At 52.3% G+C, this 19,868-nt stretch carries 10 protein-coding genes; 4 read left to right on the top strand and 6 right to left on the bottom strand.

Features of this window, described 5'->3' with window-relative positions:
* Nucleotides 1-394: 394 nt before the first annotated feature.
* On the bottom strand, nucleotides 395-10,180 hold the full coding sequence (locus JFN88_RS08720) for a SpaA isopeptide-forming pilin-related protein (protein WP_199018937.1): 9,786 nt from the start codon (nucleotides 10,178-10,180) through the stop codon (nucleotides 395-397).
* A gap of 37 nt (nucleotides 10,181-10,217) precedes the next feature.
* Nucleotides 10,218-10,823: a class D sortase gene (locus tag JFN88_RS08715; RefSeq protein ID WP_332908452.1), complete on the bottom strand. Its 606-nt coding sequence runs from the start codon at nucleotides 10,821-10,823 to the stop codon at nucleotides 10,218-10,220.
* A 461-nt stretch (nucleotides 10,824-11,284) separates the two neighbouring features.
* On the opposite strand from JFN88_RS08715, the gene JFN88_RS08710 reads away from it, so the two are divergent.
* Nucleotides 11,285-11,461: a hypothetical protein gene (locus JFN88_RS08710; protein ID WP_199018936.1), complete on the top strand. Its 177-nt coding sequence runs from the start codon at nucleotides 11,285-11,287 to the stop codon at nucleotides 11,459-11,461.
* A 176-nt stretch (nucleotides 11,462-11,637) separates the two neighbouring features.
* Here JFN88_RS08710 and JFN88_RS08705 read toward each other — a convergent pair whose 3' ends face one another.
* On the bottom strand, nucleotides 11,638-14,133 hold the full coding sequence (locus tag JFN88_RS08705) for a glycosyl hydrolase family 95 catalytic domain-containing protein (RefSeq protein WP_199018935.1): 2,496 nt from the start codon (nucleotides 14,131-14,133) through the stop codon (nucleotides 11,638-11,640).
* A 1-nt stretch (nucleotide 14,134) separates the two neighbouring features.
* Between JFN88_RS08705 and JFN88_RS08700 the strand changes: the two genes are divergently transcribed.
* From JFN88_RS08700 to JFN88_RS08690, 3 genes are all read left to right on the top strand, one after another.
* A complete protein-coding gene (locus JFN88_RS08700; protein ID WP_199018934.1) occupies nucleotides 14,135-14,350 on the top strand; it encodes a hypothetical protein in 216 nt (71 codons plus the stop codon).
* Nucleotides 14,351-14,478: 128 nt separating this feature from the next.
* On the top strand, nucleotides 14,479-14,808 hold the full coding sequence (locus JFN88_RS08695; protein WP_199018933.1) for a hypothetical protein: 330 nt from the start codon (nucleotides 14,479-14,481) through the stop codon (nucleotides 14,806-14,808).
* A gap of 341 nt (nucleotides 14,809-15,149) precedes the next feature.
* Complete coding sequence (locus JFN88_RS08690; protein WP_199018932.1) at nucleotides 15,150-16,967, top strand: family 43 glycosylhydrolase; 1,818 nt, start codon at nucleotides 15,150-15,152, stop codon at nucleotides 16,965-16,967.
* A gap of 115 nt (nucleotides 16,968-17,082) precedes the next feature.
* Here JFN88_RS08690 and JFN88_RS08685 read toward each other — a convergent pair whose 3' ends face one another.
* From JFN88_RS08685 to prfA, 3 genes are all read right to left on the bottom strand, one after another.
* Complete coding sequence (locus JFN88_RS08685) at nucleotides 17,083-17,265, bottom strand: hypothetical protein (RefSeq protein ID WP_199018931.1); 183 nt, start codon at nucleotides 17,263-17,265, stop codon at nucleotides 17,083-17,085.
* A 351-nt stretch (nucleotides 17,266-17,616) separates the two neighbouring features.
* The gene (gene prmC, locus JFN88_RS08680) at nucleotides 17,617-18,669 is read right to left on the bottom strand and encodes a peptide chain release factor N(5)-glutamine methyltransferase (RefSeq protein WP_379166390.1); all 1,053 of its coding nucleotides are present in this window, start codon (nucleotides 18,667-18,669) and stop codon (nucleotides 17,617-17,619) included.
* A 34-nt stretch (nucleotides 18,670-18,703) separates the two neighbouring features.
* Nucleotides 18,704-19,777 carry a peptide chain release factor 1 gene (prfA, locus tag JFN88_RS08675; protein WP_199018938.1) on the bottom strand — a complete coding sequence of 358 codons (1,074 nt, stop codon included), beginning with the start codon at nucleotides 19,775-19,777 and terminating at the stop codon, nucleotides 18,704-18,706.
* Nucleotides 19,778-19,868: the final 91 nt, after the last annotated feature.

Genomic DNA, 19,868 nt, shown 5'->3' with positions numbered 1-19,868 from the left:
AAGAAGCCTCTGACGCTGCAAATACCGAAGTGCCGCTTAATGCCAAAACGCCTGCTAGTGTCAATCCGATTACCTTTTTCTTATTAAGTGCCATTTTTTATGTCTCCTTTTATGTTTGATTTTGTTTTCTCTTTCTTCAGGCTCCGTTGCCTGTGATTGAAGTATAGCAAACTGAAAGTTGAGGAATCGTTAGTTTTTGGGGGTTTTTCGGTTTTTTTATTTTTCTCGATTTTGCCAATTGTTCTTCGTTGGTTGTTCGCTCCAGAAGATGGTGAAGAAAAGCCGCACATCAAAAACAGCCAGTCAACTGGCGACCATGGTCCCCTGTGACAGGCTGTTCTTGTGATGCTTATGCTGCTCCGAAATTGTTTCTGCCTTTTTATATTGTATCTCTCTATTTATCTAGTTTGGCTTTTTTGAATCTTATCCGTTTGTTAAGCAGCAGCCAGGCTCCTGCAGTAATTGAGAGCAGTCCCAATATGAGATTCATATGCGATGCTTCTTCTCCCGTTCTAGGAAGCTCTCCACCGTTGCCTGATGGAAGAACGGAACCATTGGTACCTGCTCCTGAATGCTCGGAGCCGCCCTTGCCGCCGTGATTCGAATCTTTGCCGTTCGTTCCGTTGCCAGATTTCTCTGAACCATTAGGGTTCTTGCCGGAGTCCCCTGCTTCAGAATTCCCCGGGTTTTTGCTTCCGCCTTTACCGCCTGTTTCACCTGGTTTGTCCGACGGATGACCGGTGCCGTTCCCCGGCTTGCCCGGCTCTCCACGATCTGGATGTTCGGGACTGCCTGGTGTTGTGTCTCCATCCCCTGACTCACCCGGATGTTCAGGTTTATTTCCAGGCCCTTGGCCTGGAATCTCATTGTCAGGTTTGCCCGAATCCGGTTTTTGCCCATGCTCCGAATTTTCATCCGGATTTGGGTTTACAGGTGTATTCGGATCTGGCGGATTAGGTCCTGACGGGTAATACGGTCTGAATTTATTGGTTACTGTAATTTCCAGCGTATTCGTCGGGTTGAAACTAATCGTAAATTCAATAGGAGTCCGATCCAGAATATAGCCAGCCGGCGCCTTTGTCTCTACGAATTGATAGTCTCCCGGCTTCAGCCCAGAAACCAAGAGCTTGCCGTCTTGATCGGTTGCAAGACCAATCTGAATCGTATTGCCGTTCTTATCCTTCAGACTGAATTCTGCGCCCTGAAGCTTCCGTTCGTGATTATTCGCATCCACCTTGGTCAATTCTACTGAACCTGGCGTCTGCTCGTTAGTTGCCTGAAGCTGCAATGTCTCCTGCTGACCTTCTACAATCACAAACGGAATTGGCGCTGTTGCAAGCTGGTACCCAAGCGGCGCTTTGGTTTCAATGAACCGGTAGCTGCCCGGCTTTAAGTTCTCAACCAGAATTGCGCCATCCTCATCCGTCTTCAGGCCAGCCTTAAGCTCATTCCCTTGCGAATCGGCAAGCGTGAATTCAGCGCCTTCCAAAACTCTATCCAGTTGATCCGCATCCACTTTAATGAGCTGCACTGCTCCTGGCGTCAGTGTGTTGGCGAATACGAGTTTTAGTGTCTCCTGCTGGCTTCTGACAATCTCGAAGCTGATTGGCGCAGCATTCAACTGGTAATGTTCCGGTGCTTTTGTCTCAATCAGCTCGTAGTTGCCCGGCGCCAGACCATAAATCAACAGGATGCCATCGGTATTCGTACTCAATTCCTCTTGCAGCAGTGCACCTTGCGCATCGAGAAGTTTGAATTCAGCTCCCTGAAGAACACGTGCTGCATCTTCCGAATCGACCTTGGTCAGTTCCACCGACCCTTTGATCAAGGTATTTTCCATCGTTAATTCCACAGTGTTCTGCGGATTAAAGACAATGGTGAATTCCAGCCGCTGATCGGAACGACTGTAATGCTCTGGCGCTGCCGTCTCAACTAGAGAATAGTCTCCCGGCTTCAGGCCCGAAATGTACAGTTTGCCTTCACTATCCGTTACGAGACCTGTACGCAGAACCTGATCATTGCGATCAAGCAAATTGAAGGTCGCGCCCGAAAGTGTGACCTCATGGTCCACCGAGTCGATCTTGGTAAGCTCTACTGCGCCTGTAAGACGTTCATTTTGCTTCGTCACCTTGGCGATTTGGGTTTGCCCTCTTACAATTGTAAAGGCTATCGGCGTATCATCAAGTCTATACCCTTGCGCCGCTGCGGTCTCAACAAATTGATAACTGCCCGGAAGCAGATTGCCGACCGTTATTTTCCCATCACTGTTCGTAGTCAAATTAGAAAGGATGACTTGGCCCTGAGCATTCTGCAGTTCAAATACAGCTCCCTCAATCACTTGGCCTTGCGCATCCGCATCGGTCTTGATTAATTCAACTGCACCGCGAATGAGTTCATTCTCTGCCTGGACGGCAACAACCGTGCCCGCAGTTTCATTTCTCTCAATTGTAAATTCAATTGGCGTTTCGTTCAGCACATAATCGACTGGCGCCTTTGTTTCTACGAACCGGTAGGTCCCTGGCTTCAGATTCGCCACCTCAATAACGCCATTCTCGTCTGTGGTTAGATGCTCCTGAATCAAAGCATCATCGGCTGCCAGCAGCTTGAACTCCGCGCCTTCGAGTGTGATCGTATCGTGATCTTTTTCCACCTTGGTCAGCTTTACAGAACCTGTGATGAGATGGTTGATCGCCTCGATCTCCAGACGCTCATCTTGACCAAGTATAATTTCAAATGAGATTGGGGCCGCATCCAGCACATAATACCGTGGAGCTTGCTTCTCAACGAACTGATAGAAGCCTGGTTTCAAATCATTGACTATGATTTCACCATCTTCATTGGTGGTCAAGCTTGCTTCCAGCACATTGCCCAGCGCATCCTGCAGCTCGAACTCCGCACCCTCCAGTTTCAATGAAGAATTTTCCGCATCCACTTTGGTCAGCGCAACGGAGCCTGGAACCGCCTCATTCGTCACTACAAGCTCAAACGTTTCCTCTTGACTCTTCACAATTGTAAATTGCCGCGGCGTCGTGTCCAGCTTATAGCCAAACGGTGCTTTGGTCTCTACAAATCGATAGTCTCCCGGAAGCAGATTGCTTACGGTAAGCTTGCCGTCCTCATCGGTGACCAGCCCGCTCTCCAAAGTCTGCCCGGCGGCATTCTGGAGCTCAAACTCTGCACCCTGCAGCGTCACCGACGCGTTATCGGCATCCTTCTTCGTTAACGCCACGGAGCCGCGGATCAGTTCATTTTCAACTTGAACCTGCACGGCGACCTGCTGATTCCGAACAATTGTAAAGCTTACCGGCGACTCATCCAGCGTGTAGTCCGCTGGCGCCTCCGTCTCTACCAACTGGTAGGTTCCCGGCTTCAAATTGTTAATCACAAGCTTGCCATTGCTGTTGGTTGTAAGTCCGGTCTGCAGCAATGCGCCAGAAGCGCTCAGCAGCTTGAATTCCGCATCCGCAAGTGTCACCGTGTTGTCTTGAGCGTCTACTTTGGTAATCTCAACAGCGCCGTTAATCAACTCGTTCTCGGCTGTTACCTCAGCGATAGCCTGTTGATTTTTAACAATAGTAAAAGGTATAGCCGCACCAGATAATACATAGTCTGTCGGGGCCGTCGTTTCAACAAAGCTGTAGTTGCCCGGCGGCAGGTCATCAACAGTCAGCTTGCCGTCTGCACCGGTAGATAAATTGGACTGAAGCAGAGTGCCGCCAGCATCCCGCAGCTCAAATACCGCCCCCGAAAGAACAATGCTATTATCATCTGCGTCAACTTTCGTTAATTCGACCGAACCTGGCGTCAGTACATTTTCCTTCTGAACGGAGACTGCCGCCGTTTGACCAAGAACAATTTCAAACGCAACCGGAGTTGCATCCAACTCATAGCCTATCGGAGCTTCTGTTTCAACAAGCTTGTATTTGCCCGGCTTCAAATCGGTTACTGTCAATTCACCGTTCTCATCTGTTGCAAGGTCTTCTTCCAGCAGATCACCTTGCTCAGTCAACAGCTTAAATACCGCCCCTTCAAGCTTCTCGGTTGTGTTGCCCGCTTCGACTTTTACTAGCTTGACGGCTCCTCTGAGAACCTCATTGGATTTCTGTACGGATTCTGCTGTAGTGTTGAATCTTGTAATCGTGAAGGAAACCGGATCAGCATTCGCTTTGTATCCGAAAGGAGCGGTCGTCTCCACCAGCTGATAGTTCCCGGCTTTCAAGCCGGTTGCCTGAAGCTTGCCGTCAGCGTCAGTCGCAAGTCCTGTACGGAGCACATTCCCTGCTCCATCCAGCAGGCTGAACACCGCTCCTGCGAGCACCCGGCTGACGTTATCCTGATCGACCTTGGTCAGCTCAACAGCCCCATTCGACCACTCATTCTGAATGGTAAGCTGCGTGCGAACAATCTCCGTCGTTCCTTTAGCAATGGTAAAAGCAGTCGGAGCGCTGTTGGGCGCATAACCGGACGGCGGCGCCGTCTCAATCAGAGAGTAGCTTCCCGGTTGCAAGTTGCCGGATACGACGATCCCATCCGCTCCAGTCACCAAATTCGTTTGCACATCACGGTTTTGGCTATCTACAATTTTAAATACGGCGCCCGCAAGTTTCCTTGCCGAGTCCACACTGTCTTCCTTCGTGATCTCCAGCTTTCCTGGAATCAGCGTATTTTCGATTTTGACCGATTTAATCTGCTGTTGTCCCAGGTCAATCTTGAACTCGACAGGCTGCTGCAATTGCTTGTAATATTGCGGCGCCTCGGTTTCAACAAATCGGTAATCGCCCGGTCGGAGCTGGAGCACGGTAATTTTACCGTCCGCATCGGTAACAAGATCCGCTTGCTGCTGAACCCAGGTCCCAGTCGCACGATCCTTGCGTTCCAGCGTAAATTTGGCATCTCTCAGCTTGATGGCGTTATCCCGGTCGTCAACCTTGATCAGTTCGACATCGCCTGGCTGAATGACGTTGCTTATCGTACGCTTAACTGCAGCCGTCTGGCTCTTTACAATTTCAAATGAAATTGGCGTGCTATCGAGCTTGTAGCCGAATGGAGCCTGCGTTTCAATCAGGTTGTAGCTGCCCGGCTGAAGGTTGTTAATGGTCAGTTTGCCATCATTGCCTGTGGTCAGTCCAGAGCGCACAACGTTTCCACCGGCATCCTGAAGTTCGAACACGGCTCCAGCCAGCTTGATATCTGCGTAAGCAGCATCCTCTTTCGTGAGTTCGAACGATCCCTCTTTCAACTTGTTTTTAACCGTCAATTCATACGTGCTGATCTGACTCTTCACAATCGTAAATTGGCGCGGAGTTGAGTCGAGACTGTAATGCTCAGGCGCTGTCCTCTCCACAAATTGGTAATTCCCCGGTCTCAAATTATCGACCCGGATTTCCCCGTTGGTATCGGTCCTCAAGACAGAAGACACGCCCGGAACCGAACTTCCATCCTCATATTGCAGCTCAAATTCTGCATCTGGCAGCTTGATGGCGCCATTGTAGAAATCGGCCTTGATAAGTTCAACAGAGCCGGGAATCAGCTTGTTCTCGGCAGTAACCCTTGCTATAACGCCTGTTCCCGCGGTAATTGTGAATGGAATCGCTGTCGCAAGTTGTTCATAGTGCTCCGGCGCTTGGCTTTCCACCAGCTGGTAGTCGCCTGGCGGCAAATCATTGATCAGAAATTTCCCGTTGTTGTTTGTCGTAAAGGAAGCCGGCAGACTGTTGCCCTTTTGATCGGTTGTAACACGATGGCCGTCCATATCTTGCAATATGAATTGCGCGCCTGCCAGCGGCACATTGTCAAATTCGTCTACCTTCGTCAGTTCCAAAGCGTTACGGATCAAAGCATTAGTGAACGTGACCTGCTTGGGGGCAGTTTGCCCTCTGTCAATTACGACTTGAATCGGTGTGGAGTTGACCAGATATCCATTCGGCGCCTGTGTCTCTACTAAATAATAGGTACCTGGCTTCAAGCCCTCCACAAGCAGCTTGCCGTTCGCATCTGTGGTCAGATTACTGCGCAGCGTCTGATTCATGGCCGCATTGAGAAGGTTAAATCTGGCGCCCGGCAACGTTACTGACGCATTATCCTGATCCCGCTTGGTCAGCTCGACATCGCCCGTCTTCAGCTCATTGACAATCGCATCAAGACGCAGCACTTCCGTTTGCTTCTCTTGGATCGTGAAAGAGATCGGGCTCGTGTTCACGACATAATCCTGCGGCGCAGTGACCTCGACGAATTGATAAGCTCCCGGGTTCAGATCTTGAACCAGAATTTTGCCGTCTGAGCCGCTAGTCAGACTGGTCTTGCCCGCCACATCCTGATAGCCGTTGCCATCCTGCGCATTGAACTGAAGCTTGAAGACAGCTCCCGACAGACCGGCATTCCGGTTGTCCTCGCCAACCTTGTACAGCTCTACATCGCGAATGATTTTTTTGTTCTGAATCATGAATGAACTTACAGGCGCATCAAGCTTGACTGTCTGTCGGTCCTGGATGCCGACAACATATCCTTCAGGAGCTGAATCCTCTTTGAGGATATAATTATCGTATATGAGATTAGCGAATACGACCTTCCCATCCACTCCGGTAGTGGCGGTGCGAATCGCAATTGTTCCGGTGCTGTCATATAGCGTGAACACAGCCCCTTGCAGCACTCTGGCATGATCAGCGGCGTCCACCTTGGTAATCTCCAGGTTGCCGGTCTCTCCGGTAGCGGAACCTGACCCGGCAGAGAACCGGACCGTAATCGTCTGTGTGCTATCTTTGGTTCCCTCCTGGATGTGATCACCTGTGAAGATTACGGCATTGCTAAGTTCTGCTCCGTTAGCAGCATTAATAAAGGATTGATACTCCAGTACATAAGGGATATCAATGGTGTGCCGGAACGTAAGAGCAAAGCGCTGCCCGCCGTCCGTACCAGTTGTAATTACAAGATCATAATCCGTTCCCTTCGTCAACAGCTGACTGCCCTTGCGGACATCGCCATTGGTCTCTACCTCACCCTCATAGAGCTTGAAGGAATTCTCCACAAGAATCTGGTTCGGTGTCAGCGTATCTGTGATTTGCGCATTGGATACCTTGGACTGGCCTCGGTTAATATCTATCTTCCAATGAACTGCTTTGCCTTTTTGCACGCCTTCTTTAAAGACATACTCCTTGCCGTGATTGACGGACACCGACGCCGGCAATTCCGACAGTTCCGTGTTCCCATCGAGCAAAGTGGCCGTGTTGTCATACTTATCCGTTATAATTTGATCGGCAAGACTGGTTCTGTACTCGATCTGGTAGGCCGATGCAATCTCATCATTGAACGTCAACTCGAAGCCCTTATTGCCTTCATCATCCACCTTGCTGTAATCGACGGTATATACGCTGCCGTCAGCATTATCCACTTCATTCTTTACGGCTACTCCATCGGATGAGCCTGTAAGCTCCAGCTCATATACTTTGAGTGAGCCTGTCACCATATGTTGTCCGCCTGAATAAAAGTCCTGAATAACGGGATGATTCACTGGCTGTTTATTATAATTCAATCCAAGTGTCCAAGTAATCTCCTTGGTTTTGGCGTTGTAGGAGCCTTTCTTGAAGCCGTTGGCCTTTGTATACGTGTCCTGCTCAAAGGTCGCCTCCGCTTCTATGGTCGGCATCTGAACATTATTTTCCTTCCAGTCCAGCTTCGCTTTATTCAAGTACTGATGCGAGTTGCCGACAACCGGGTCGAACCTGGTTGTATATCGGATGGTATAACTCTCTGTAGAAGATTTCAGAAACCGAATTACAAAGCCCTCACGATAGCTGTTCGTCGGCTCAAGTGTGTAGTCTTGATTCAAAGCAAGGGTTAAACCGGACCCATCTACAATGGTCACAGAACCAGGCAAAAGCTCCAGGCGACTATTCACAAAGGAATCCGTTATAACCGGGTTTTCCATCGGGAAATGATTGCCGTTTACATAGATTTCCCAATCCGTTGTTTTGGCCGCATAATCTGCGGATACATTGCGCTTGTTCAGTACGACCTGACTGGTCGGCTGGTCGAACGAAGCATCAATTCCATCCCAGGATACCGTATTATTAACAGTGCCGTTTTGATAGACCCGGTCGTGGATAACTGTCTGGTAAACCAATTCATAGGCAGAAGTTACATCGTCATGGAATCGGAACGCAAATCCTCCAGGTACAGATGAATCCAGCGTATATTCCGTGTCTGGCACCGCCGCCCCGCGCACCGGGTTGCCATCCTGATCAAAAGTAATCGGATACAGCTTGACTGAACCGTTCACCAGCTCCTGACTGCCGTTAAATATGTCATTCAGCACAGCGTTTTCTTTCGAGATAAACTTTTCATTAAAGTTGTATCTAACCGACCACATAATGGTCTGATCTGTTGCACTATAGACCAGGGCTGATTTGTCAAGCGCTTTGCCATATCCGATATCGACCGTAGATGTCGATTCCAGATCAGGCATAGAACTACCCTTTAGTATCGCTTTATTTGTAAAATTGGTCTGACCTTCATTTGTAATATTTGTAGCGAATTCTAAGGTATACGCCTCAGATATCGGCTCCTTGAACTGAATTTCAAAGCTCCCGTCAGGCTTTGGCACCACTTCATAGAGGTCCTCTTCAATAAGGTCGCCCTTTTGCGAGGTCCCATCCAGGTTGATGGTGAGCCCAAACAACTTAACCGTTCCCTCCGCAAGCTCCAGACCTGCCGGCAACTGCTCAGACAGGACAGCATTCTCAATCACGCGCTCCCCCTGATTGAATGCAATCGTCCAGTTGATCTGACTCGGGTTCAGCGGCTTGTTCGGAAGACCGGACTTCTCTATTTCTGCGCCGATCTCCTTCTGAAAGTGTATCGGTATTGTCTTCAGCCCATCCTTAAGCGGAAATTCCAGTTGCTGCTTCGTGCTGCCGGTAATGGTCTGTTCGCTGAATTTGGTTTCAACCTTAAAGGTACCGGAGATATTGGAATTCGTTTCTACACTTGAGTTAAATGTAAAAACAACCGTACCGTCCACAGAGACTTCGTAAGTACCGTATTGCCCTAAAGCGCCGTCCAATTCGTTATACAGTTCAAATGCCTCCGGCAGTTGGAAGGTGAATTGGTCGCCGGCCTTGTAATGGTGTCCGTTCTCAAGCTTCCACTCGTACTCGATGGTGAGTGCATCCCCGCGCTTGGGCCGATTGTCAGGGTTTGCTTCCGAATCTATGATATTGCCGTTGGCATCCCGGAGAATGACGTTTGTCAGCAGGCTTTGCTCACTGCTCCTCGCCAGACTTTTCTGCATCAGCTTACTGTCGGCTAGCGGAACCGTGATCGTTTTGGAGTGATGCGTAAGTTGGAAAACAAGCTCGGCTGTATCCTGTTCCGCCGCCGCGTCAGCAAGCCTTGCTTCAATTTCAAACGTTCCGTGGATCACCTCTGCCACTTGCTCAGGACTCGTTGCATTCCCTTCTACGGATTGCTCACCATTTCCTGGAGCCTCTTCTTGACCGTCCGCTTGCTCCTCTGCGACAGGATTAGAAGAATTGCTGCCGTTAACGTTAGCTGGGGTCTCAGTTCCTGAGCCATCCGTTGGCGATGCTGCCGCTGTCTCTTCCGGCGAAGCGGCATCCTGCTCCGTTCCCGCTGCAGATGCCACCAGTGATTCAGACCCGCCCTCTGACGGTTCTTCCGATACAGAGTCTTCTATGGAAGTGGAAGACCCTTCAATCGCCGGTGAATTGTCAGCTTCGTCAATCGGAACTGTCTCCAGCTGCTCCAAGTCTCCACCAGGCACTGGCGTCTCAGGCAGCTGCGGCTGTATAGCATCCAACGTTAGCTGGACTTTCCCGTCTTCTCCAACCCGGAAGCCTCCAACTGAATGATGATCCGAAGTGCGCAGTTCTCCCTGCTCAATGGTTGCATGTACGTTATCTGGAAGCTTGAAAGAGTAGCTTTCTTCCTGGTCTCTGGTACTGGTAAGCGTCCAAGTGTACGTTATCCGAATAATAGAGTCCTTTTGGATCACCCTGTCAGGGTAAAGATCTGCATCAAGCAGGTTGCCATCGGCATCTTCAATCTGCACATCGTTCAGTACGAATGGTTCCGTACCCTCCGCATAAATGACGGATAACGGGGACAGAATGTTCTGCAAAAACAACACGAGTGCAATGGCTGTCAACCTCAATTTCTTTCTCACTGTCAAGCTCCTCTCGGCCAAATTGATTCTCTTTACGCTACGGACTCTCTAGTTGCAACTCCGCGGTGATAATCAGCCGATCCGGCGGATTCTTCTTGCCCGCTGGCGTGCAGGTAACTAGTGTGAGCATAGGCTCGCCATTATCGTTCAAGACATCCACTCTGGTTTTGGGCACGACGAAACTGTCCTTTACGATAAAGGTCAGCTGTTTCTCTTGCGTTTTCACTTCAATGACGTCCCCCGACTCAAGCTCGCCCACACGGTTGAACTGCTTGCCGTAGGTTAAGGCGCGGTGTCCTGCCAAACCGACATTGTGGGCCCCGATTTCCTTGCCCGGCTCAATCATGCCAATCCCTGCACTGAGCGTCTCCAAGCTGGACCCTTCAAAAATGACAATCTCCAGGTCGATTCGGGGAATACGCAAAACACCCCTGGCCCCTTGGAGTTTCTCCAGAACATCGGGGTCATCACCTGGCTGCAATGAACTGGACAGTTCCTCCAGACGCTCTGTGTTGCCCAATTGCTCAAAGCTGGCGACCAGTTCAGCCTGTTGATCCAACTCCTGATGGCCTTTGAAATACGGATAAAGGACAATGGCTATCCCAGCCATCAGCAGTATTGCACCCATCAGCCGCCTGACCACTCTTCAACACCCCTTTCGGCATGCAAAATAGATCATTTATACGCTTTTCATCGTGCACAACTTGGCAGTCACACCATGAAGAACGTAAAATGAATGATTTCGCATGTATTCTTTGCCCCCACCTCCATCTGACAAAGAGCAGCGACGCTAGTAAAATGTTATGACTTTAAATGAATCGCATACGGGTAAACCATGGCCGTAATAGCTGCCCGCCTCACCCTACAGACTGAATCACAGACAGCTGTTCGCTGGGCTAGAAATATTGCTGATCCATCACAAATTGCTTCTCTTTGTAGCAAAATTAAAACTCCGTTTAGTATATAACAGAAATCTATACAACTTCTGAATGAGAGGCCTCTAGATATAAGTCTTATAGAGTTGGCTTTTCAGAGGGAAGCTAATCGGCATCCAAGAGGGGGTTGATCCTGCTTCTACGCTAAAAATCGGGGACGGTGAGGTGAATGCAAAAAAAACCGCTGATTGAGCGGTTTAATGCGATTAATCTACTTGTAGTTGTAAATGCCGAAATTGATCCAAGTTGTATCCTGTTGCTGCCGCAATCGATGATGTGTCCTATATTAATTAATAACATCTATGGTCAGGACAACCCTTTGTTCCTGAAATTGATGCTGTTCTAGCACAATATTAATCTCGCATACAATCTTGGTTATCTTTCCGCCGCATGGCGTAGGCTATATCAGGCATACTGATCGGTGGAGCCCCGCCCCGCCTTTGATCCCGCTGTTACAGAGAAGAGGGGACCCGCTCGGGTTCCCTCTTCTCCAGCAAAATTGAAGCACAGTTCGTTACGGAATCAGTACGTGAATTTCTCCCAAGAGCCGATAGCGGGACGATTGGCGATGAGCGCAGCGACTCCCGCGCTGTCGGCGCATACGTACTGGCCGTTCACGACGGCTTGCAGCGAGAACGTGCCGTCAGAGTTGCTGATCCAGTTAAACTTCTGCGCGGTACCGATCGTTGTCGCATCGGCGATCAGGCTTGCAGTAGCGGAAGCGGTTACATATTTGTTATTGATCGTCGCCAACAGCGCTACTGCGCCCCCTCCAGCATCGACAATGGTAAATTGCTCCCAAGAGCCCGCCGCCGGACGATTAGTAATGAGGGGGCTGGCTCCCGCGTTCTCCGCCGTTACGAATTGTCCGTTGATGGATGCCTTGAACGCAATCGTCTGGCCGATCGGCGCGCTGCTCCCCCCTCCGCCGCCGCCCGAGATAACCTTGAGCGAGGAAATCATATTGTCGTTGCCTGTGTTAGCCAAATTAGGGTTGTCGGCCGTGAACGTCCAGGACGGTCCGTCAAACGCTCCGTCGCCGTAGGCGATGACGGTGATACCCGACGGCACCCGGATCGACGAGATGCTGTCATTGGCGATACCCGCTGCCTGCATCTGCGCGATATTGTATTCGCCGGGCGGAAGCGATACCGCTGTGCCGCTGTAGTTGCTGTCCGAATAGAACGTCGGCATCGCACCGGTATACGGAGCGGCGCTGCCGAGCGTACGCTGCACGCCATTAATCGTTATGCTCTTCGCTCCTTGATTGGCCGTGCCGTTCAATTGCGAATACGAGTAGTTGCCCAGCGGCTTGGCAGTCCGTTCGACGATATAGACTGTATTCGCCGTCGTCGCAAAGCTGATCTGGCTGCTGGAGCTCGTCGTAACGATGGCATTGTCGGCTGCTCTCCGGACCTGCACCTGCTGCGTGCCCCAAGGGTTAATCACCGTTGCTTGATTGCCGTACAGGCTCTTGATGCCGACGTATTTTGTCTCGCTAGCTTCCCGCTCCGAGCTGACCAGGAAGCCTCCGCTAGCCAGCAGCGTGAACTTCGCGTCCATGCTGGAATCGCTGGGCAGCGCCGGGAATACGCGGATTTTATCGTTATAGCTTTGCAGCAGCGATTCGTTCATCGCGAGCAAGTGCACGCCGATGTACTCGAATTCGCCGTTCGAATTCAATGTGCGGCCGTTCGGGAAATCCTGGTACCGTTGAAGCATCATCCGCATACCGAGATATGCCTCGTCCCCGAGCCCCAGCCGGGCTGCCTGAACCGGCGCCGGATCCCAGACGTTGTTGCCGCCGTAAGGATATGGGCGATTGTTGTAGTTGTTGATCAGCATCCCCAGATCCGGCGCGTCGATGCCGCTGACGCTGTACGGCCAGGCGAGCTCCAGCACGACGTTCTCATTGTTGCGATTCGGCGAGATCGGCGGCGAATGCGGGTAGTATTGGTTGGAGTTGTTGGGATCAACCGGGTAAGCGACCAAATTGTTCAGCACGTTCTGCCATTGCGAACGGAGCCCGCTGTCCAGGCCGAGCTGCTGGCTGACCTGGATCGCAGCCGGGAAGAGCGCCCGGATGGCGGCCAGATCGGTAATGGCGTTCTTAACGCCCCAATGCTGTTCATGAGCGTTGGAAGACGCCATCTCGTATTTGCCGGTTCCGCTGTTGTAGGTCAGCTTCGCGGCATAGAACTTGGCGGCCTCCTTCATGAACGGGTAAGCGGTGCTGGACAAGTACGACGAGTCGTTCGTGTACTTGTATTGTGCGTACATGTTCAGCGCCGCCTCCGCTGCCGTCGACAGGGTATCCTTCGTATAATCGCTGCTAATGGTGTGCCGCGCGTTGCCGTCCCAGCCCATCGTCTCCGGCACCCAGATGCCGTCGATGCCGTAGCGCGTCATCGTATACGACTTGAGAGTGTTGAAATTACGGCTGTACAGATTGTTGAAGATTTGGACCATATCCGCGTGGTTGGAAGCCAGGAACGAATGATAGACATCGCGTTGGTTCCAGTACCAGTAAGCGTGGCTCCACTTGCCCGCGTCGCTGTCGTTCACGCCGCTGAATGCGCCGTTGATGAAATGGTTCGGATAATTGCCGTAACCGCCGGCGGCGATCATATACGTAGAGAGATAATAGAAGCTCTCCAAATAGTCGGCGTCTCCGGACGCATTAGAATACCGGACGAACGACTTGTTCCAGAAGTCGTTCCACCAATTCTTGAATTGATTCAGCGTCGTCGTATAGCCGGTATTCTTAACGCTCGTCAGCAGGTTTTTGGCTTGCGTGACGGAATCGTTACCCGGCGCATTCAGACGGCTGGCGACTGCAATCCAGATTGTATAGCTGGTAGAGGACGGCGCAATATTCAGCCGTACCTTGTTGCCGCCGACGTTCTGCGTCGTGAAGCTCGCGCCCTCGACGGTGGCGGCCATTGTATAGCCGAATTTATTCGCGTCTGTCTGTCCGCGGCTGAAGCCGACGACATTCGGTTCCACAAAGGTGGACACCGTGCGCCAAGTGTTAAGGTCCGGCACGTCGCCGCCGTTGTTCAATGCGCTGACATCCCACAGACTGAGATCGAGAGAGACACCGGATAAGCCCGACCGGCTATCCTCGACGTGGATGCCCATCACTTCGGAGTTGGGCGATCCCATGACCGTAATCGTCCGGTTGTTGTCATACTTCGTTGTGACTAAGCCGTCATACAGCGACAGCCGCTGCTGATAGGTGGAATAGTCGGCATCGAAGCCCGGATTGGTGTAGAGGTTGACGAGACCTTGAGACGCCCAGCCCTGCTGGGAAGCGTCCACGCCCTGTAGCTGCATCGTCAGCCCGCCGGCTGTATTCCACACTTGAGCGCCTACGCGGCCGTTACCGACCGGCACGCCGCTCTTCGGCTGGTTGATCGGAGAGTTGAATACGAGATCGTGCTTGGAAAGATAACTGGCGTAATCAACGTTAAGCTTACCCGTTCCCGAGTTGAACGAGTGGGATGTCGGACTGGCGGCCGCCGTGCCGGTGATCAAGCTAGAGGCCATCAGACTGCAGGCGAGCGTCAACAGCAGCCAACGCCTGTTCCAGGTGGTGCGCGTGTGTTCCATTACCTTTTCCTCCTGTCGATTGTAATCCTGCCGGATTGCTCCGGTTGTGCCAGTCTTGCCTTGCGCATGCATGATGCCTAGTGTCGGCGTATCGTCCTCCTTCGCGCACTTTTTGGACCCGCGCCCCTTCATCTTACCACCCGCCCTGGATAAAAAAAATAAAAAAATGCAATCGCTTTCATAAAAGCGACAATCACACCAAGATCGACTAAGAAAAGTTTAAGAATGACTCACTACGCAACGGCTCGCCTTGAAGTATGCTAGTGTTGATTCACGATTTTATATAATAATCCATATCAAAAATTGAGGGAAGGAGGGGACCGCCAAACGACGAGTCGCACTGCTGGAACAGAGCATAGAATGAGCAAGCAGCAATCGCTTTAACTCTGCAACACCCCATTTCTAGCGAGGAGGCAAATTTAATGAGAAAAAAGCTGTGGATTCATTCGTTGTCAGGCATGATTCTGTTGAGCGTTTTTTTCGGTCTCACATCCTCTTCCTCCGCAGAGGAGCCCGTCACGATGTCCGGCAATCCGATATTCACAAGTATTTTCACTGCCGATCCTTCCGCTCATGTGTGGAATGACGGCCGCATTTACGTGTATCCGTCGCACGATATCTTCCCTTCGCGCGGAAGCGATCTGATGGATAAGTACCACGTCTTTTCCTCGGACAACATGGTGGACTGGGTGGACGAAGGCCAGATTCTGAGCGCCGCCGACGTGCCGTGGGGACGGTCGGAAGGCGGCTTTATGTGGGCGCCGGATGCCGCCTACAAGAATGGAACCTACTATTTCTATTTCCCCCACCCCAGCGGGACGGATTGGAATAACACCTGGAAAATCGGCGTTGCGACTAGCAACAAGCCAGCCTCAGATTTCACTGTTCAAGGCTATATCCAGGGACTTCCCGGCAATAGCTTCATTGACCCTGCTGTATTCCGCGATGATGATGGGAGCTACTACCTATACGCGGGCGGAGGAGGGCGCAGCTACGGCGTCAAGCTGGGCGCTGATATGATGTCACTGGATGGGCCGCTGAAGGAATTTACCGAACTGAATGACTTCCATGAGGCATCGTGGGTTTTCAAGCGTAATGGCATTTACTACTTGATGTATTCGGATAATAATCCGGGAGCTAACAAGATGAGATACGCGACCAGCAGCAATCCGCTTGGTCCATGGGTCAATCGAGGTGTTATTCTGGACCCGGTAATCGGTAGCGAGACAACGCACGGCTCTATCGTGGAATTCAAGGGCAACTGGTATATGTTCTATCATAACGCCAAAATTTCCAGCAACGGCACATTGCGTTCAGTCAGCGTGGATCGGTTATACTTTAATGCGGATGGAACCATTCAAAAGGTCATTCAAACGACCGATGGCGTTCCGGCCGTCGGGCCGCGCTCTCGCGCCACAGAGGTCAAGTATTACGACCTGGTTCAGGAGAATTTCAGTCAATACACCCAGAAGACGGAATATGCGCTGAACGCCAACAACGTCGTCATCGGCGGCGGAGCCACCCGTTCGGGCAGCAACGTCGAGAGTATGCATAACAGCGGCTCCTATATTCAACTGTCCGGCATTAACGGCGGCTCAGGCGGCAAAGCTCTTCTAACCGTGCTTTACGCCTCAGCCGACAGCGGGGCAGCCTTCAAGGTGGACGCCAGCGGCGATACCGCCGGCGACGGCTATTTCCTGGGGCTGCCCGGTACGGGGGGCTGGGGCAACTATACCGGCCGCGCCAACCGTCTGATCGATCTGAATGCAGGCTCCAACAACATCATTAAGCTGAGCGGCGGTATGGGAGGAGCCAACGTCTCCAAAGTCATCGTCTCGTTGATTCCGGCATCCAGCCAGGAAACGGAATATCTGGTCACTGGAAGCAATGTGTCATTCGGCGGAGGGGCCACCCGTTCCGGCTCCAGCATCGAGAACTTGCATATCCCGGGTTCTTATTTCCAAGCGACCGGTATTAACGGCGGCTCGGGCGGGCAAGCGCTTCTGACCGTCGTCTACGGTTCCGCAGACAGCCAGGCGGCGATCCGCATACGCTCCAGCGGCGACACTTCCGGCAACGGGTACTCCCTTACGCTGCCCGGCACGGGAAGCTGGAGTACCTATAACGGCAGCGCCAGTCGTCTGATCGATTTGAATCCCGGCTCCAACAACGTCATTCGCATCGAAGGCGGCTCGGGAGGAGCCAATATCACCCGAATCCTCGTCAAGTTGAATCCGTAATCCACTTCGAAACCGACCAAAGGCCAATCCCGAGGCGAGCGTCCGCTCGCTTCGGGATTGGCCCGGCGGTGTCAGCCAAGGTCGTTCCTTGTCCAGCTTCTCTTGCGATGGGCACTTACGGTTGATCCTCTACGGCTTGGGCTTGATCGGAATGTAGATGTCCATCTCCAGCAACTCGCTCTCGGTTGCGCCAGCAGCGCTCGTCGTAGCACTCCAATTCGGCGCCCCCGGAATGCTCATATCCCGAGTTCGGGAACCATTCGCTGAAGATCACACCACGTACAGGTTCTCTCCCCATTTCCCCTCCATATAGCGCCCCCAGAAAGCAGGGATATCCTAGTGGTTCTGGTCTGCCTGGCTTCTAGTTCGAAACGACGCTGAATTGCTTTTCTTTTTGGACAAACACATCCGAACTTATGGCTCAAAACTATAATTAATGGTTGACCTCTAAGTGGAGGGGACGCTGCGTGGCAGAGGATTCTTCCGATCGCTGTTAAAGCCCGATTCCTTGATTTCATGGAGGTTAGCAGGAGGAATCGGGCTTTAAATGCGACCACGATCGTTTCTCCAGAATTCCTCTGCCCCTTCGCTGCTCTCTCCTCGATGTCAACCACTAAGTTTTAGGTTGAGCCGAATTTATCAGGGGGAATTATTTAGCAGATAATGCGATAACATGACGTTCGATTCCGCCATAATCGGTAATAATCCGAATATCTTCCCAAGCGCCGTAATCCCGCAATAGCTGAGCAACCTGCTGCGCTTGGCCCATACCCAGCTCAAAGGCGACGAGACGCGGAAGCCGGGCAAGCTCCGGGAGCTGCGCCAACATGCGCCGGTAAGGGTCGAGGCCGTCGGCGCCGCCGTCCAGCGCAAGCCGCGGCTCATAGTCCCGTACCTCGCGCTGCAGGTGCGGGAGGTCGCCCGCCGGAATATACGGCGGGTTGGAGACAAGGACATCGGCGCGCAGCCCGGCCAATTCGCCGGGACTGCCGCCGCTGCCGGGCCGCTGCTGCACGAATGGCCCGAGCAGGTCGCCCCGCACAAACTGCACGCGCCCGCCAACACCGTGGCGGGCAGCGTTCGTGCGGGCGACCTCAAGCGCGTCCTCCGACAAGTCGGACGCGCATACGCGCCACGCGTGACGCTGCGCAGCCAGCGTCACGGCGATGGCGCCGCTGCCGGTGCCGACGTCGATCACCGTCGGCACAACCCGGCCCTGCTGCACAGCCGCAGGGCCAGCCCCATCCTGGCTGGCGGCTTCGTCCCCGCCAGCCTCTCCGCCCGCGGCGCGACCAGCCTGCGCGCCGCGGGCCTCCGGCCATAGCTCGTCAGCGGCAGCCAATACCGCCTCGACGAGCAGTTCCGTCTCCGGGCGCGGGATCAGCACGCCCGGTCGGACCGTGAAGGGGAGCCCGTAAAACCACTGCTCCCCGATAATATACTGCACAGGCTCGCCCGCCGCCCTGCGTCTCACCCGTTCCGTCCACTGCTCCCATATATCTATCGGCAGCAGCTCGCCCCAATCCCGGATGAGCGCTGCACGCTCCATGCCGAGCAGATGCATCAGCAGCAGCTCGGCATTGGCTCGGGCTTCATCCACGCCCGCCCCAGATAAAAAAGAAGAAGCCTGCAAACAGGCTTCTCTCAGGGTCATGCCGGGATGATGAGACAATGCAATTGCATTCCCCTTCTCATTCATCATCTTTACCCCCAGACTATGCTGCTGTCCGCAAGCATTAAGCCAGATTCTCTCTCTCCAGCAATTCAGCTTGCTCTGCAACGGTCAGTGCATTAATAATTTCATTCATCTCACCGCTCATAACGGTATCCAGCTTATGCAGCGTCAGTCCGATACGATGATCGGTCACACGGCTTTGCGGGAAATTGTAGGTACGGATGCGCTCACTGCGGTCACCGGTACCAACCTTGCTTTTGCGTTCCCCTGCATACTTGGCTTCCTCTTCCTGGCGATGAATATCGTAAATGCGGGCACGAAGCACTTGCAGCGCTTTGGCCTTGTTGTCATTTTGCGATTTTCCGTCCTGACAGGTCGCCATAATCCCAGTTGGAATATGCGTGACCCGTACAGCAGATTTCGTCGTATTAACAGACTGCCCGCCAGCACCGCTGGAACAGAACGTATCGACGCGGATATCCTTGTCGTGAATTTCAATCTCCACTTCTTCAACTTCAGGCATAACCGCTACCGTGGATGTCGACGTATGAATACGCCCCCCGGACTCCGTAACGGGAATACGCTGCACACGGTGCGCGCCGCTTTCGTATTTCAGCTTGCTGTACGCACCCTTGCCGGAAATCATGAAGATAATCTCTTTATAACCGCCAAGATCATTCTCGCTCGCATCCAGCACCTCTACACGCCAGCCCTGGCTGTCAGCAAAACGGTTGTACATCCGGTACAAGTCCGAAGCGAACAAAGCAGCTTCGTCACCGCCCGCCGCGCCGCGAACCTCTACGATGACATTTTTATCATCATTAGGGTCTTTCGGAAGCAGAAGAACTCGAACACGCTCTTCCAACTCCTCCAGCTTCTCGCCAAGTTCTTCAATCTCCATCTTGACCATCTCGCGCATTTCATCGTCGAGCTTCTCACCCTGAAGCACTTTGGCGTCCTCATATTGCGTCAGGGTTTCTTTATATTCCATATAAGCATTATACGGTTCCTGCAGATCAGACTGCTCCTTGGAGTAGTCGCGCAGCTTCTTCGTATCGCTTGCAACATCCGGGTCACATAGCAGCTCACTCAGCTTTTCATAGCGGTCGGCAAGCGCCTGCAATCGGTCCAACATCATAACTATGCACCCCTAAAATCAATATCCGTCCCCTTATTATATCATAACCGTACCCAAAATGATCAAGACATCAAAACATTCTGATTCC

Origin of the sequence: Paenibacillus roseus, assembly GCF_016424485.1 — a bacterium.
Lineage (GTDB): Bacteria > Bacillota > Bacilli > Paenibacillales > Paenibacillaceae > Paenibacillus_D > Paenibacillus_D roseus.
This window is presented reverse-complemented; position numbering and strand designations above follow the sequence as displayed.

What these genes read in the sequence shown, in the direction of transcription:
- JFN88_RS08710 (WP_199018936.1), top strand. Translation starts at nt 11,285, where the DNA reads ATGCAAAAAAAACCGCTGATTGAGCGGTTTAATGCGATTAATCTACTT.
- prmC (WP_379166390.1), bottom strand. Translation starts at nt 18,669, where the DNA reads ATGATGAATGAGAAGGGGAATGCAATTGCATTGTCTCATCATCCCGGC.
- JFN88_RS08690 (WP_199018932.1), top strand. Translation starts at nt 15,150, where the DNA reads ATGAGAAAAAAGCTGTGGATTCATTCGTTGTCAGGCATGATTCTGTTG.
- JFN88_RS08685 (WP_199018931.1), bottom strand. Translation starts at nt 17,265, where the DNA reads ATGGGGAGAGAACCTGTACGTGGTGTGATCTTCAGCGAATGGTTCCCG.
- prfA (WP_199018938.1), bottom strand. Translation starts at nt 19,777, where the DNA reads ATGTTGGACCGATTGCAGGCGCTTGCCGACCGCTATGAAAAGCTGAGT.